Origin of the sequence: Planctomonas sp. JC2975 (assembly GCF_012985205.1) — a bacterium.
Taxonomy (GTDB): domain Bacteria; phylum Actinomycetota; class Actinomycetes; order Actinomycetales; family Microbacteriaceae; genus Humibacter.
In genome coordinates, this window is the sequence record NZ_JABEKS010000001.1 from 911,283 (window position 1) to 926,446 (window position 15,164).

Annotated in this window: 16 protein-coding genes; 8 read left to right on the plus strand and 8 right to left on the minus strand. The window is 67.1% G+C overall.

Annotation, left to right across the window (positions count from 1 at the left end; genetic code table 11):
* Positions 1 to 2 precede the first annotated feature (2 nt).
* Positions 3 to 674, plus strand: a complete 672-nt coding sequence (locus HII28_RS04240; RefSeq protein WP_170024270.1) for a GAP family protein — start codon at positions 3 to 5, stop codon at positions 672 to 674.
* A gap of 53 nt (positions 675 to 727) precedes the next feature.
* Here the strand turns inward: HII28_RS04240 and HII28_RS04245 are convergent, their stop codons facing one another.
* Positions 728 to 928, minus strand: coding sequence for a hypothetical protein (locus HII28_RS04245; RefSeq protein WP_170024271.1), 201 nt, complete (start codon positions 926 to 928; stop codon positions 728 to 730).
* Positions 929 to 1,159: 231 nt separating this feature from the next.
* The gene (locus HII28_RS20615) at positions 1,160 to 3,721 is read right to left on the minus strand and encodes a LuxR C-terminal-related transcriptional regulator (protein ID WP_170024272.1); all 2,562 of its coding nucleotides are present in this window, start codon (positions 3,719 to 3,721) and stop codon (positions 1,160 to 1,162) included.
* A gap of 198 nt (positions 3,722 to 3,919) precedes the next feature.
* Between HII28_RS20615 and HII28_RS04255 the strand changes: the two genes are divergently transcribed.
* The 4 genes from HII28_RS04255 (at position 3,920) to HII28_RS04270 (ending at position 6,580) form a co-directional block, all read left to right on the plus strand.
* Entirely contained in the window at positions 3,920 to 4,306 is a 387-nt protein-coding gene (locus HII28_RS04255) for an SHOCT domain-containing protein (RefSeq protein ID WP_170024273.1), read from the plus strand.
* 17 nt (positions 4,307 to 4,323) lie between these two features.
* Entirely contained in the window at positions 4,324 to 4,701 is a 378-nt protein-coding gene (locus tag HII28_RS04260; protein WP_170024274.1) for an SHOCT domain-containing protein, read from the plus strand.
* Between the two features lie 202 nt (positions 4,702 to 4,903).
* Positions 4,904 to 6,178, plus strand: coding sequence for an Nramp family divalent metal transporter (locus HII28_RS04265; RefSeq protein ID WP_170024275.1), 1,275 nt, complete (start codon positions 4,904 to 4,906; stop codon positions 6,176 to 6,178).
* 15 nt (positions 6,179 to 6,193) lie between these two features.
* Positions 6,194 to 6,580 carry a TraR/DksA C4-type zinc finger protein gene (locus HII28_RS04270; RefSeq protein WP_346769180.1) on the plus strand — a complete coding sequence of 129 codons (387 nt, stop codon included), beginning with the start codon at positions 6,194 to 6,196 and terminating at the stop codon, positions 6,578 to 6,580.
* Positions 6,581 to 6,673: 93 nt separating this feature from the next.
* Here HII28_RS04270 and HII28_RS04275 read toward each other — a convergent pair whose 3' ends face one another.
* Together HII28_RS04275 and HII28_RS04280 are read right to left on the minus strand one after the other, a co-directional pair.
* Positions 6,674 to 8,116 (minus strand): NAD(P)/FAD-dependent oxidoreductase, encoded by a 1,443-nt coding sequence (locus tag HII28_RS04275; RefSeq protein WP_170024276.1) that lies wholly within the window; start codon positions 8,114 to 8,116, stop codon positions 6,674 to 6,676.
* A gap of 165 nt (positions 8,117 to 8,281) precedes the next feature.
* Complete coding sequence (locus tag HII28_RS04280; protein WP_170024277.1) at positions 8,282 to 8,689, minus strand: hypothetical protein; 408 nt, start codon at positions 8,687 to 8,689, stop codon at positions 8,282 to 8,284.
* Between the two features lie 378 nt (positions 8,690 to 9,067).
* Here HII28_RS04280 and HII28_RS04285 point away from each other — a divergent pair, with 378 nt between their 5' ends.
* Both HII28_RS04285 and HII28_RS04290 read left to right on the plus strand, forming a co-directional pair.
* Positions 9,068 to 9,520: a MarR family transcriptional regulator gene (locus HII28_RS04285; protein WP_170024278.1), complete on the plus strand. Its 453-nt coding sequence runs from the start codon at positions 9,068 to 9,070 to the stop codon at positions 9,518 to 9,520.
* Positions 9,520 to 10,584, plus strand: a complete 1,065-nt coding sequence (locus HII28_RS04290; protein WP_170024279.1) for an alpha/beta hydrolase — start codon at positions 9,520 to 9,522, stop codon at positions 10,582 to 10,584. Before HII28_RS04285 ends, HII28_RS04290 begins: the two co-directional genes overlap by 1 nt.
* Positions 10,585 to 10,623: 39 nt before the next feature.
* On the opposite strand, the gene HII28_RS04295 is transcribed toward HII28_RS04290, so the two are convergent.
* Positions 10,624 to 10,893 carry a helix-turn-helix domain-containing protein gene (locus HII28_RS04295; RefSeq protein WP_170024280.1) on the minus strand — a complete coding sequence of 90 codons (270 nt, stop codon included), beginning with the start codon at positions 10,891 to 10,893 and terminating at the stop codon, positions 10,624 to 10,626.
* Positions 10,894 to 11,042: 149 nt separating this feature from the next.
* On the opposite strand from HII28_RS04295, the gene HII28_RS04300 reads away from it, so the two are divergent.
* Positions 11,043 to 11,780: an SDR family oxidoreductase gene (locus HII28_RS04300; protein ID WP_170024281.1), complete on the plus strand. Its 738-nt coding sequence runs from the start codon at positions 11,043 to 11,045 to the stop codon at positions 11,778 to 11,780.
* Positions 11,781 to 11,991: 211 nt separating this feature from the next.
* Here HII28_RS04300 and HII28_RS04305 read toward each other — a convergent pair whose 3' ends face one another.
* From HII28_RS04305 to HII28_RS04315, 3 genes are read right to left on the minus strand one after another with little or no spacing between them, the layout of a single operon-like run.
* Positions 11,992 to 12,942 (minus strand): helix-turn-helix domain-containing protein, encoded by a 951-nt coding sequence (locus HII28_RS04305; protein ID WP_170024282.1) that lies wholly within the window; start codon positions 12,940 to 12,942, stop codon positions 11,992 to 11,994.
* A gap of 10 nt (positions 12,943 to 12,952) precedes the next feature.
* A complete protein-coding gene (locus HII28_RS04310; RefSeq protein WP_170024283.1) occupies positions 12,953 to 14,152 on the minus strand; it encodes an MFS transporter in 1,200 nt (399 codons plus the stop codon).
* Positions 14,149 to 14,946 (minus strand): class I SAM-dependent methyltransferase, encoded by a 798-nt coding sequence (locus HII28_RS04315; RefSeq protein ID WP_170024284.1) that lies wholly within the window; start codon positions 14,944 to 14,946, stop codon positions 14,149 to 14,151. The genes HII28_RS04310 and HII28_RS04315 overlap by 4 nt, the downstream gene beginning before the upstream one ends.
* Positions 14,947 to 15,164: the final 218 nt, after the last annotated feature.

Consider the following 15,164-nt stretch of genomic DNA (forward strand, 5'->3'; position numbering starts at 1 on the left):
CAATGGGACCCGTCATCGGAACCACACTGCCCCTCGCGATCGGCATCGCGATCAGCCCGGTTCCGATGATCGCCGCCATCCTCCTGCTGCTCTCCCCCAGGGCGAAGAGCACGGGAGTCGGCTTCCTGCTGGGCTGGGTGGTGGGCATCACTGTCGCGGTGATCGTGTTCACCGCGCTGTCGTCGATCCTTCCGGCGAGCGACCCGGACGCGACGCATCCGATCGTCGGCGTGATCGACATCGTGCTCGGCGCGCTGCTTTTCCTGATCGGGATCCGCCAGTGGCGCAGTCGCCCGAAGCCTGGTGAGGAGCCGCAGCTCCCCGCATGGATGAAGGCGATCGACACCATGACGGCGATGCGCGGATTCGTGCTCGGCATCCTGCTGTCGGCCGTCAACCCGAAAAACCTGCTGCTCGCGGTGAGCGCAGGTCTCGCCATCGGCTCGTCCGGCATCGCTGTGTGGCAGATGGTCATCGTGATCGTGGTGTTCGTGCTGATCGCGGCGTGCTCGATCCTCATCCCGGTGATCGCCTACCTCGTGGCGTCCAAGCAGATGAGCGGTCCCCTCGACACCCTGCGCGGCTGGCTCACCGACAACAACGCCACGATCATGGCCGTGCTGATGTTCGTGATCGGCGTCGTGGTCATCGGCAAGGGCATCGGCCAGTTCTGACCGGCAGCGGCGACTGACTGGCGAATCGAACGCGCCGCACGAACGGACAGCACTCAGTTGTCCTGACGCACCTCGAGGATCTCCAGGCCCATGTCGGCGATGCGTGCCAGCAGCCCGTGGAGTTCGGTCTGGTCGCGCAGGGTGCCGACGAGGATGGTCGTCGAAGGCGCGATCTGCACCGCTTCCATCTCGGGGAACGCGGCAGCCAGACGCTCGGAGAACGGATAGGGAAGGCGGATCTCGTAACGCTTCATTCCGCACCTTCCTTCGGCCGCATCTCAAGGTTCGTACCGGCAGGCGTCGCACGCGTCACCTACCGCGGGTGATTCGATCCGAGCCTCGCCTGACCTCGTGGCGAGCACCGGATCCGAAGGGGTTCGCGGCCCCGTTCTCGGCATCCGTGCGAGTCGTCTTCGCGCTCGCACGACGCATCGAGGTCGGCCGCGGGCGCCACCGCCACCGACCGCAGAACTGAGCCCGACGGCCTAGATCAACCCCAGCCGCTGGGCGGTCGCGACCGCCTCACTACGGTCGGAGACACCGAGCTTCTGATAGATGTTCCGAAGGTGCGTCTTGACGGTGTTGACGCTCAGCGAGTGCCGCTGGGCGATCTCGGCGACCGACTGGTGAACGGGCAGCTCGAAGAGGATGTCCCGTTCCTTCGCGGTGAGCGACTCGATCACGAGGGCGTCCGCATTCGCGTTGCGCGTGCTCGAGGGCGCGCGGGCGACGATCCTCCTGGCATCGTCCTCGAGGTGCCCGAATCGTCCAAGGCGCCGCGAGACGAGACCGACGCCATCGACCGCTGGGGCGAGGAACGGGCGCTCAAGGCGGTAGCGCACCGCCAGCTCGACGGCTCGAACGGTCAGCGCATCCGCCTCTGCACTGCGTCCGTTCTCCTCCGCCGACCGAGCGAGCAGCAGGACCGCCGTGATGAACGATGCAGGATGCCAGGCCTTCTCCTCCGACGTGGCGACCTCCAGCTGACGAGCGGCCGGCTCCGTGTTGCGCAGCGGCGAGCTGAGGACGAATCTCACGATCGCGGCCTCGAGGCTGTTCGGTCCGAGTACGGAGACGACGAGCTCTGCGGTCTCGCGCGCCCGTGACCGACCGTCCAGACCGAGCCGAGCCGACACCATCCGCGGTGCCACCAGCGCGAGCGTTCGCGGCACATATACGCCGGTCTCGCGCATCAGCCGTTCGATGTCATCGAGCGCTCGGCGCGGGTTCTGGGTCGTGTCGAGCGCCGGCAGCAGTTCGAGCACGCGCGCCGTCGTGCTCAGCTCCGGGTCGAGACCGAGCGGGTCGGATGCCATCACGTCGTGCAGCGAGAGCGGGTCGCCCTCCAGGCAGCGCAGGTAGCGACGGGTGGCCGCAACCACCTCGACGCGGCGCCGGACCCTGTCGCGTGGTGCCGCGGTGAAGCGGTCGGCCGCCTGCACGAGTCGATCCTCCAGCACCACGGCTTCGTCCCAGCGCCCCAGGTCGCTCAGGATGCCGATCGACAACTCGCTCGCCACGAGGAACAGCCAGTCGAGTCCCGCGCGGTGCGCCGAGACTCGAACGTCGCGCATCACGGCATGGGCTCTGCCCGTCTCGCCGATACGCGCCAGGAGCCATCCCTCTGCTGTCGCGCACAAGAGATCGAGACCGAGGTTCGCGCCCCGCTGTTCGACGGCGACGGCGTCCGACAGGCGGGATGCTCCGGCGAACGACCGCCGGTCCCTCACCTCCACGAAGCACCGCACCGCGTCGAGCGCGACGATCCACGCGTCAGCTGACGCCGCGGGAGCCGCCGTGGCGACCGCTCGATCGGCGAGCGACACCAGGTGGTGCGCGCGGCGCGGATCCGCGAAGGTGGGCGCATCCAAGAGCAGTCGGAGCACGAGAGCGACGAGCGGCTCGCTGTCCTCCCGCGTGTAACGCGCCAGCGCCGTCGCGATCAGCCTGCTGCGACCCTCGAGCGCCAGCTCGAGTCCGACCCGCGCAAGCACATCCGTGAGCACAGCGAGGTCGGCGGATTCCACCGCCTGCTGCACCGCGTCGGCCGGCCGCTCGTGCGCCGCGAACCAGTCAGCAGCCGTCGCGTGCGCGCGGGAGGCGGCCTGCCGGCTGATCCGTCGTGCTTCGGCACCGAGGAACGCCAGCAGCACCGGATGGAACCTGAAGCCCTGAGCATCCTCGGTCAGCAGTGCATTCGTCGCAGCAACACGATGGAGCACGGCGCCCACGTCGGCGGATCCGGAAAGCTGGGCGGCCAGATCGGAGGGCACAAAGGCACTCACGGCGACGGAAGTGAGCACACGGCGCGTCTCCTCGTCGAAGCCGGCGAGCACCTCTGACATCAGGAAATCTGCGACGGCACCGTCGTCGCCGCTGAACTCGCCGACGGATGCATTCGGATCGGCGCTTCTGGTGAGCCACGGCATGGCCAGCGTGATCGCGGTCGCCCACCCGCCCGTCCGTGCCGCGAGCGCCGCGGCGACCTCCGGCGCAAGATCGATGCCGTGCCGAGCCGCCAGCATCAGCACGTCGTCGCGAGTGAAGGCGAGATCCTCGGTGCGTACTTCGAGAAGCCGACCCGACGCTTGAAGGAACGCCAGGCCCGCCACCGGCTGATAGCGGCCGGCCACGACGACGCGCACGGTCTGCGATTCGTCTTCGAGGAGTGCGGAGAGTGCAGCCTTCGCGCGGGCGGACGACAGCGAGTGCGCGTCGTCCACGAAGAGCACGATCGGATGCCCGGCGGCGCGCACCTCGGACACCACGTCGGCGAGCGCGATGCCGTGCACCCAGCGCACCGTCTCGCCACGATCCTGGAGGATGCGCGCCCAGCGTGCCATCAGCACGCTCTTGCCTGCGCCGGCCGCCGCCCAGAGCGCGATGGCGGTGCGGGTGCCTCGAGCCAACTGTTCGATCGGCTCGTCCAGCCGAGCCCTGGAGATTTCGAAGACCGCCTCCCCCGGAACGGCGGATCGCTCCATCAGCGCGTCTCGGCCACGCTTGGCCTGGCCCGCGGCCTCGGACCGCGCAGATCGTGATCTCACTGTTGACATGCGATTCCCCCCGGAGCATGAACAAAACAACCCTATCCGGGCGGAGAGCGGATTCGCATGTCGTTGCGGTTACGACATCACCCGGACTGGGTGTGCCTCCCGCGGAATCCCGGGCCTAGCTTGGGGGCGATCGCAAGCCTCGCGATCGAATCCGTGCCGCGCCGACGGCGCACGAGGGGAGGAACCCGAATGAGTTTCTGGGACAACTTCTGGAACGTGATCTGGGTCATTTTCTGGAGCTTCGCGTTCGTCGCGTACCTGTTCGCGCTGTTCGCGATCGTCGCCGACCTGTTCCGCGATCACAAGCTGAACGGCTGGTGGAAGGCGGTGTGGATCATCTTCCTGATCTTCGTGCCCTTCCTCACCGCGCTGGTCTACCTGATCGCCCGCGGCAAGAGCATGGCGGAACGCAGCGCGAGAGAACAGAAGCAGGTGCAGCAGGCGACCGATCAGTACATCAAGCAGGTGGCAGGCGCATCGCCTGCCGATGAGATCGCCAAGGCGAAAGCGCTCCTCGACGCCGGCACGATCACGCAGGACGAGTACGACTCGCTCAAGGCGAAGATCCTCGCCTGACCGACGGGAGTACTGACATGTCATTCGCGAATCTCATCTGGATGTTCGTCGAGATCCTCCTCTTCACCGCCTACCTGGTGGCCGTCTTCTACATCATTTTCGATCTCTTCGCCGACGAGACACTCAACGGCTGGTGGAAGGCCGTGTGGATCATCTTCCTGCTCTTCGTGCCCTTGATCACGGCGCTCGTCTACGTCATCGCCCGCGGGCGGGGCATGGCCGAGCGGTCGCAGCGACGGCACGGGGTGGTACCTGAGGACGATTCGTACAAGCCGCGGGCGTCAAGCAACCCGGCCAGTGACATCGCCAAGGCGAAGGATCTGCTCGACCAGGGCGCCATCTCGCAGGGCGAGTTCGACGCTATCAAGAACAAGGCGCTGACCGGCCGCTACTGACCGGAACATGGCGACCGTCGCCACTGACCGGCCAGGGCGACATGGGCGCGGATGAAGGGCGGAGCCTTCGGGCTTCGCCCTTCGTCGTGTCCCGCGGCTGCCGAGGCCGCCATCCCGCGTTCAGCCTGCTATAAAGAGAAAGTTAGACGCAGCTAACTCTCGATGATTCGCGCGCCGCGAACCATCACGGCGGCAGGACGGCATGACTCGGGATTCCGCGACGGATCAGGGCGCGAGCACGGAAACGCTCGCGAGCCCGGCGGCGCCGGAGCGACGGCTGCTCTGGCTGATCGGGCCGGCCTTCGTCGCCGCCATCGCCTACGTCGACCCAGGCAACGTCGCCGCGAACCTCACGGCCGGAGCGCAGTTCCAGTACCTGCTGGTGTGGGTGCTCGTGGCCGCCAACGCCATGGCCGTTGTCGTGCAGTACCTCTCAGCCAAGCTGGGACTGGTCACGGGTCGCAGTCTCCCCGAGCTGCTCGGCGATCGGATGCCGCGAACGGGTCGGCTGCTCTACTGGGCCCAGGCGGAGATCATCGCGGCGGCCACCGATATGGCAGAGGTGATCGGCGGGGCCATCGCACTGCAGATCCTCTTCGGCGTGCCGCTCCTCGCGGGCGGTGCCATCGTCGGAGTGGTCTCGATGGCGCTGCTGGCGGTGCAGTCCCGCCGTGGGCAGCGCACCTTCGAATTCGTCATGATGGGGCTGCTCGCCGTGATCACGATCGGGTTCGTCGCCGCGCTCACCGTGAGTCCCGTTGACTGGGGTGCCGCGGTCGCCGGCATCGTCCCGCGGTTCGAGGGATCCCGCTCCGTACTGCTCGCGGCCAGCATGCTCGGGGCAACGGTCATGCCGCACGCCGTCTACCTGCACTCTGCGCTCGCGCTCGACCGGCACGGAGCATCCGAGGATCCGGCGCGGGTGCGCCATCTGCTGCGCGCGAACCGGTGGGATGTCATCTTCGCGCTGATCGTCGCCGGATCGGTGAACATCGCCATGCTGCTTCTGGCGGCCGCGAGCCTCTCAGGTGCCGACGGAACCGACACGATCGAGGGCGCGCACCAGGCCATCACCCAGGCGCTGGGTCCCGCGATCGGCGTCGTCTTCGGGATCGGGCTGCTCGCGTCGGGCCTCGCCTCCACTTCCGTCGGCTGTTACGCCGGAGCGTCCGTGATGTCCGGGCTGCTGCACGTGCGAGTCCCCCTTCTGGCGCGGCGCGCCGTGACGCTCGCTCCAGCCCTCATCGTGCTGGGGATCGGACTGGACCCGACCTGGGCGCTCGTGATCAGTCAAGTGGTACTCAGCGTCGGCATCCCGTTCGCCGTCATACCGCTCGTCTGGTTCACGTCACGACGCTCCACGATGGGTGTCTTCGCGAACCGCGCGCCGCTCAGAATCGCCGGAATCGTGACGGTGGCGGCCATCGTCGCACTGAACGGCGCGCTGATCGTGCTGACGGCATCCGGGCGCGCTTAGTCGTACTATCGGCGGGTGCCCTCTGTGCGACGAAGCCTGACGGATGCCCAGCGACGTGAATTCCACGACGCGCTCGACGCGCGTCGACGTGAGGTGCTGGCCAGGCAAGGTCGCTTGGACGAATCGCTGAGCGATGCACGAGAGGCCCGCTCGGGCGGACAAGCGGACGACGAGCACGACCCGGAAGGCCCGACCATGGCCGCCACGTGGTCGCAGCTGACCGGTCTGCACGACGAACTCGACGTCGAACTCACCGAGGTCGACCACGCGCTGGCCCGCATCGAGGCAGGAACGTACGGAGTGTGCCAGAACTGCGGCAAGCCCATCGGTGTGGCCCGGCTGCGTGCACGACCGTACGCGGAGCTCTGCATCGACTGTGCGAAGGCGCTCGAGGCGCACTGAGCCGGATGCGGCGAGCCGGCGCCCGGGTCCCGCACCGAGCGGAGCGTTCGCACTGAGCAGGTGCGCGGCACCGTGCCGCGGCGCCGAGCCGCGTCACCGGCCGATCGTGAGGTCCGGCTCCTTCGTGATGCCGAACTCGTGCTGCAGCGCGCGCAGCGCGGCGTTCCACCCCGCGAGACCGTGCACCCCCGGTCCCGGCACGGTCGACGCCGAGCAGAGGTAGGTACCGCGCAGAGGCGTCTGCCAGGGATGCGGTCCGAACGTCGGCCGTGCTATCAGCTGTCCGAACGTGACCGCCCCCGATGCGATGTCTCCGGCCACGTCGTTCGGATTCCGTCGGTCGAGCTCGCGTGCGCTCTGTCCATTGCTCGCCACGATGGTGTCGCGGAATCCGGGAGCGAAGTGCTCGATCCGCTCGACGATCGCGTCCCGCGGATCCACGGCGGATCCGGCAGGCACGTGGGTGTACGCCCAGAGCACGTGACGACCGGGGGCGCGGTCCGGATCCAGCAGCGTCGGCTGGGCGGTCAGAACATACGGATCGTGCGCCCGGCTGCCTGCCGCCACAGCCGCCTCCGCACGCACCAGGGTGCGGCGCGGACCGCCGACGTGCACCGTCACCGCCCTGCGCAGCTCCTCGTTGGTCCACGGGACCGGCTCGGAGAGCACGAAGTCCGCCTTCGCGGCCGCGTTGCCGTAACGGAACCGGCGATAAGGCCCGGATGCCGTCACCCGATCGCCTGCGAGCTGCAGGAAGGCACGAGGGGTGACGTCCAAGATGGTCACCCGTGCGGGCGGCAGTTCGTCGAGACTTCGCACCCAGGTGCCGGTCTCGATGCGTCCGCCGTGCGCGACGAGGTCGTCGGCCATGGCCTTCGTGATCGCTCCGCTGCCGCCGCGTGGAATCGGCCAGCCTCCCGTGTGAGCGAACGCCGCAAGGGCGAGCCCGGCCGCTGCAGTGCCGAGTGCGGGCATCCGCTGGATCGTGTGCGCGAACACGCCGGTGAGCAACGCGGGAGCTGCCACATCGTCGAAGACGCCGTCCCACAGGCGCGTGCCGTGCCGGAGCGCACTCAGTCCGAAGCGGGCCAGCGTCAGCGGATGCCGCGGCATCCGCAAAAGGGACCTCCCGATGGTCTCCCCCAGCGCCATCCCGCCGTCCCGGACCAGCGGCGCGAACAACCTCCGCCAGGCGAGTCCGTCCGAGCCGAGCTCGACCGCCGTGCGCTCCAGGTCTCGGTAAGCGATCGCGGCGCGACCGCCGTCCAGCGGATGCCCGTAGGAGATCTCGGGAACCAGCAACTCGATGCGGCGCTCCAGCTCGAACCGGCGGAAGAACTCGCTGGCCAACGCCATCGGATGCACGGCGGAGCAGACATCGTGCACGACCCCGGGGAGGGTGAGGTCCGCTGACGAGCTGCCGCCGCCGATGTGGTCGGCGCCCTCGAGCACCGTGACCTCGAGGCCGGCCCTGGCGAGTGTGACGGCGGCCGCGAGCCCGTTCGGACCGGATCCGACCACGACTGCGTCCTGCACCGTACACCTCCCCTGGGTATCTGTACTGCGTCCAACGCGCGTCCGGCGATTGGCCGCGGGATGTCGACTTCCGTTCTAGTCGAACACGCGGCGTGCAGAAACGATGAGGGCCGCCCCGAAGGACGGCCTTCATCGCGTCCACGTCGGACTCGACAGTGTGCTGGTTTAGTTGGTGTCCATCTCGCGACCGTGCACGGTCAGGGCGAAGATCACGACGACGTCCAGACCCAGGACAGCCAAGGACAGCCACGGCTGCACGTCCATCAGTGTGATCTGCCCGACCGCGTTGATCGCCACCAGCACGATCGCGGTGATCCGCGCCCACTTGGCACCGGTGAGCAGCATGATGCCCACCAACACCAACAGCACACCAATGATCAGGTGCCACCACCCCCACCCGGCGACATCCACCGCGAAGATCCCCACCTTCCCAACGAAATACGCCGTATTCGGGCCGATGATCGCCTGCAAACCATGGAAGACATCAATCGCGCCGCCCACGATGAGCACAACAGCCGCGAACGTCCGCCAGCCCGCCCAACCCGATTTCCTTGTTGCCGTGTTCTCAGACATAAAAGGAACCCCTTCACTCAACGCGGGGCCGCAAGCAGGCTCCCCCGGACGCGCTCCGCTTCGAGGGTGCATCCCCAACAGCACCCTTCGAGCCACACACTAGCCACATGAAAGGTTCCTGAACACACCATCACAGCCAGTCGCCCCACAACCAGCCCCCTGCGGCGCAGACTCGCTGCCCGCAACCTCGTCGAGTCGACCGGTCTCGACATCGATGTTCTCGCCGACCTGCTCTGTGGCCCTCGCACCATTCGTGTCGGGAAGAGGTACGACTCGCGATCGATGGCTCCACCCGTCATCGCCATCACCCGAATGCCCGCCGCCGCGCCACAAAGTATCCGGGCATCTGATGTCCCAAGGCCCGATCGACGCTATCGGATGGCGACCATCTCTATTAAGATCTTAAGAGTGAATCACATCGCAATGTCACTGCATCGCCTGGTGCGGGAACTCGAGCGGGCAGGGGATCGCATCCTTCGCGACGAAGTCGGGCTCTCCTACTCGCGCACGCTGGTGCTGCTGGCCATCGACATCGAAGGGGCGATGAGTCAGCAGACCCTCGCGACCTGGCTCGGTTCGACCGCCCCAGCAGTCACGGGCTTGCTGCGTGAGCTCACGGCTGACGACCTGGTGAGCGTTCAGCAAGACGAGCGCAATCGACGTCGAAACACGATCACTCTGACTGCGGAGGGAGAACGAGTGATTCGAAGAGCCCGAGCGCGCCTCGACCAGCGTTTCCAGGAGTTGTTGCGCCTCGCCGATGTTGAGGAGGCTCCGCTGCAGGAAGCCCTTACGCGAATTGAGACCACGATGCGGAAGGCGAGCGCCTGATGGTCAACCCGATGATTGCGATGGCCAGGCGGCGGCTGGAACGCGCTCGCAACAGGCGCCTGCTGGAGATCGCCGGGCCGGGGACGATCCGCGAGGAGCGGTTCATGCCATTGGGCAGCATTCCGCAGTGGGTGACAATCCGTGGACATGATGTCGCCAACCCGCTTCTGCTCATCCTCCAAGGTGGTCCCGGCTCGTCCTACACGCCCTTCAATCCCTGGTTGGGGTCCTGGGAACGAGAGTTCACGGTCGTGCAATGGGATCAACGCGGCGCCGGGAAGACATTTCTGCGAACACGAACGGCGCCCGCACTTTCGCTGGAGCGACTGGTGGCCGACGGGATCGAACTCGCGGAGGCCCTTGCGGAGCGGTTCACGGGCCCGATCGTGCTGATGGGCAGCTCCGTTGGCAGCCTGCTCGGCGCCATCATGGCCAAACGCCGCCCTGAACTGTTCAGCTCCTACCTCGCCGCCAACGTGTTCACGAACGAGTCGGGAGACGAAGGGTACGGCCTCGTTATCGAGGCGGCGAAGCGACGTGGGAATCGGCGTGCGGTCAGAGACCTCAGCCGTTTGGGTCCGCACAGTCGACTGTGGTCGCCAGAGGAATCGCTCGCCTTCAGCAAGACCGCGATCACGTTGAGCGATGGCGTGCCCGACATGGTCTACGACCTCATGCTGCCGGCACTCATGTACAGTCCCGACTACTCCATGGGCGACATTCGGATACTCGAGAAGGGCATGACGCTCGCATTGCACGAGCTTCAACCCGAGTACAGGGACTACAGCTTCGACACACTCGGCTGGGAATACGAAATACCCGTCACCATCGTCCAAGGGGAGGGAGACCTGATCAGTCCCGTCGTGCTGGCCCGGCGCCACTTCGACCGCATAGTTGCCCCTCAAACGCGATTCGTGACGGTCCCGGGCGCCGGGCACCTCGTCGAATTCGCCGCACGCGACCAGTTTCTGACCGTCCTGAAAGGAACTACGTCGGGAGACCTGACCGACCTGCCGGGCAACCAGGTCGACGTCCCTCCTCGACAGCCACGTGGCGACCGGTGAGTGGCGGTCCGGCGCCCGATGACCGGAGCGGCTCTCGCGCTACTTTCGAGCTGCGAGCGCTTGGAGAAGGCCGGGGAAGTTCGCGTTGAGATCGTCCGGGCGCAGCGTGGTCCAGCGGCGGGTTCCGTGGTCTTCTTGGAAGATCACGCCTGCTGCACGGAGCACTTTGAAGTGGTGACTGAGCGTGGAGGCCGCCACGTCGACGCCGAAAGTCCCGCAGGCGCGACCGTCGGCCTCCTGGTAGAGAGTGCGGACGATCGCCAGTCGGGTCGGATCTGCGAGCGCGTGGAGCAGTGATCCGACACGCACTTTCGTGCCTCATCGAGTCGGGCCCGGTCATGGCGATGGTCAAGACTTGATCCTCTGCGCGGACACGCCGGGCGTCACAGCACCGCTCCCCTCCCGGTCATACCTGGCGGCGGCTGAGCGCCGCCGTGCACGACGACAAGGAGCATGAGATGAACGACACCCTCACAGGCAAGGTCGCGCTGGTCACCGGCGCATCATCCGGGATCGGCCGTGCGACCGCGCTCGCACTCGGTCGAGCGGGGGCAACAGTGATCGCCGGCGCCCGGCGGCGGGATGGTCTTGATGCCCTTGTCTCCGATGGACCGGGCGAGATCATCGCTGTGGAGCTGGATGTGACGAATCGTGATTCGGTCGCCCGGGCAGTCGCGGTCGCAGTGGATCGCTTCGGCCGCCTCGACGCGCTCGTCAACAACGCGGGGCTCATGTTGAGCGGGATGATCGATGGCGCCGACATCGACGAGTGGGTACGAATGGTCGAGACGAACCTGCTCGGCTCGATGTACGCGGTGCACGCAGCTCTCCCCTACCTCATCGAGTCGCACGGCACAGTTGTTCAGGTGTCGTCCACTGTTGCGCGGAACGCCTCCCCGGGGAACGGCGCCTATTCCGCCACGAAGTTCGGAATCGCCGCGTTCTCGGAGTCGCTGCGCCAAGAGGTGGCCGGTCGGGGCGTTCGGGTGGTCCAGGTTGCGCCCGGGTTCGTCGCGACGGAACTCACGACGCACATCACCGACCCGACCATGCGCGCCGCCGCCGGTGAGATCGCGAAGTCGTTCCGCACCCTCGATCCCGAGAACATCGCCGAGGCGGTGGTCTACGCGCTCAGCCAGCCCGCGCACGTTTCTGTGAACGAGATGCTGATCCGCCCGACGGAGCAGGCCCGCTGAGCCGACAGTCCTCGAGCTCCTCGACCTCTCCTACCCCAGTCCCCCGTGCTCGCCATTCAGTGGGGACACGGTGACCCCTGCGTCGGAGAACCCGCTGCCGGTCTGCGGTCGGACCACTGTCCGAGGGCTGCGGTCGGTCGCGCGCTTGCGGCCGGCTTGCGGACGCGCCGGTTCCGTACCACGGCCGGGTCCGGGCTCCGGAGGTGGCCGCCTATTCGTGGAAGGTGTTGCGGTAGATCGTCGGGGAGGTGCCGATGATTCTGCCGAAGTGTCGGCGGAGGTTGGTATCGGTGCCGAGACCGGTTGACTCGGCAATCTGGGTGACGGTGAGGTCGGTGCGCTCGAGGAGTTCTCGGGCGTGGTCGATGCGGGCTCGAAGGATCCATTGCATGGGAGTGATCCCCGTGTCGGCGGCGAATCGCCGAGAGAAGGTGCGGGCTGAGACGTTGGCCTGTTTCGCGAGGGCGGTGAGGGTGAGGTCGTCGCGAAGGTGTTCGAGCGCCCAGGATCGGGTGTTCGCGAAAGCGTCGCCGAGCGGCTCGGGGATGCTGTGCGGGAGGTATTGGGCCTGTCCGCCTGATCGGTAGGGGGCGCTGACGAGACGGCGGGCGACGTGGTTCGCGAGTCCGACGCCGTGGTCGCGGCGAATGAGGTGGAGGCACAGGTCGATGCCGCTGGCGGCGCCGGCACTGGTGAGGACCTGACCGGCGTCGACGAACAGGACGTTCTCGTCGACATCGATCTCGGGGTACCGGTCGCGCATGACCTCGGTGTAATGCCAATGCGTTGTTGCGCGTCGGCCATCGAGCAGACCCGCCGCCGCAAGGGTGAATGCTCCGGTCGAGATCGCCGCGATCCTGGTTCCGCGGTCGTATGCGGTCCGCAGGGCGTCGATGACACCTGGCGAGGTGCCGGTGTCGGCCGGGTTCCGGTAGCCGGGGACGAGGATCGTGTCGGCCCAGGTGAGAGCCTCGAGGCCGTGACTGACCGCATACGCCAGCCCGTTCCAGCCATCGACCGTTCCGGGGTGCTCGCCGCAGACGCGCACTTCGTATGGCATGCTCGGTCGTTTGGCGAAGACGTGAGCGGCTATGCCGACGTCGAGCGCTTTCGCACCGTCGAGGACGAGAACACCGACTCGGTGATCCGGTGAGGGTGTCATCTTGGAGACGCTACTGCGCATCGGCGCCGGCTGCGCGCACTCGTTGCGGAAGGAAAGTCACCGCGTAGCCGGCGAGGACGAGTAGCACGACGATCGCAGCCGCCGCGTAGACAGCCGCATACGGGTTCGGGAAGGCGACGAGAGCGGCGATGAGCAGGCCGGACAGCACGGCGCCGGCTCGACGTGTGTTGGTGAACAGGCCGGATGCCAGCCCTGGGCTCGGGAAGACGTCTTGGAACACCGTGAGTCCGACGCCCGCGACGGTCGCGAAGAACCACGCGTTCAACGGCTGAAGCGCCACGAGTTGCCACGGAGCCCGGGTGATCGTCGCCAACGAGTAGTAGGCAACGCCGGCGACGCAGGAGATCAGGATCAGGGTTCGAGCCGACACGTGGGTGTGCAGCCGGCCGATGAGAAGAAGGGCGGGGATCTCCAAGAGCGCCGCCGCGCCGAGCACGACGCCGGCCCACAGCATCGGGGCATGCAGCTGGCTGGTGACGAACAGGGCCGTCACAGTCACTGTGGCGATGTTGGTCACTTGGAGCAAGAGGAAAGCGACGACCACGCCCCACCGTCTCCAGCCGCGCAGTTGCTCGAGCAGAGGTGGAGGCGACACCCGCGACCCTGGTTCGCCCACCCTGCTTCGACGACTGCGGAGAAGCAGCACGGCCGTCGCGACGTTGACCAGGCCGATGCCGGCGAGCAGCCACAGCGCTGAGGCGTTCCCGAACACTCCCGTGCACGCGGTCGCCAGCACTGGACCGATCACCCAGGCGAAGGAGACGATCGCGCGGGTCCGAATCACCCGGGCGGGCGAAGCACCGTCGTGACGCAGCTGCGCGAAAAGGAGCGTTGAGCCGACGCCCGGCGGCCCGCCGAGGAGCACGAGGGCGACCAGCGCGACCGGCAAGGAGGTCGCCGCGGCAAGGACGATGACCATTGCGACACCGCACATGCCGCAGATCACCAGCGGGCGAAGGTAGTCGCCGGTCCGGTCGGCGATCGACGGGATCAGCAGGGACGCGATGAAGCCGCCGGTGTTGTACGCGCCGAGTGTCAACCCGACCTGTGCCGGGGTCGCATCATAGAGGGCAACCAGCATGAGAGCCAGCAGTGGATTCAGCACAGCGAACTGCAACGCCCAGAACCACGCGGCGGTAGGCCACAACGACCGCTCCATCACGGAAAGGCGCGCTGCGGTATCCGTCATGGGCGGCCAACGATCAACCGGAGCGACCCGTCGAAAGAGGGTTGGGTGCGCAGATGACCGTGCCGGGCATCCCACGCACCGCTGGTGAGATCCGCACTCAGAGCGCGCTGAAATCGTTCGCCGACCGTCGGGTCGAGAAAGCTCCAGGCCGAGTTCGCAAGTCGGGCGCCCGAGTCTAGGAGCGCCTCCGGTCTGCCGTAATACGCCTCGGAGAAACCGTCAGTGCAGTTCAACGGGATCGGCAACGCCTCAACCGTGACCACCCCGCCCAGGCCGGACCGGATATCAGCGATCTCGGGATACCGTCCTGCCTCGGTCGCAATGACCTCCGGTGCGTACTCGTTCAGCCACGAAGATCGCAACGCCGCTGGATCGCAGGTGAGGATCACCACCGGCCCGACGGTGACGCGTCTCGCCTCCCGCAGGCCCGCACGAAGGTCTCGCCACTGATGGACGGTGAACGACGCCAGGGCGGCGTCGAATGCATCGTCGGAAAACGGGAGATGCTCGGCCACAGCGTCGACGACAGGAGCTGAACCGATCGGGCGTTGTGCCCGCATCGCGGCACTGGGCTCGACCGCGGTGACGTCGAGGCCCATTGGCTCATAGGAACCGGCACCGGCACCGATGTTCACCAACGTCCGGGCGTCGCCCAGCGCATCCGCGATGGCCGCGTCGAAGGCGGGCTCTGGGCGCCGGTACCGGGCGTAGTCCACGCCGATGACTCCGTAGTCGGCATCCCCTGCGCTTCCATCCGCGCTCCGCAGATCTGTTCCGGTCTTCTCTCCAGGCATGTCACCACACTCGTATCAACCGTGGAACCACACCATTGGCGTGAACGCCAGCACCCGCACGGATCACGCCAACTCACCCCGGCGAACGTCCGATCGCACGAGGACCCGGTCGCGGGCTGTGCTCATCCTGGTCTGAGAAGGATGTGGGCAAAATGTGGTCCGGAACGCACTCGGGGCCCCGTCCGTTTCCAGATGAGGCCCCGAGATCCGCGTGATTC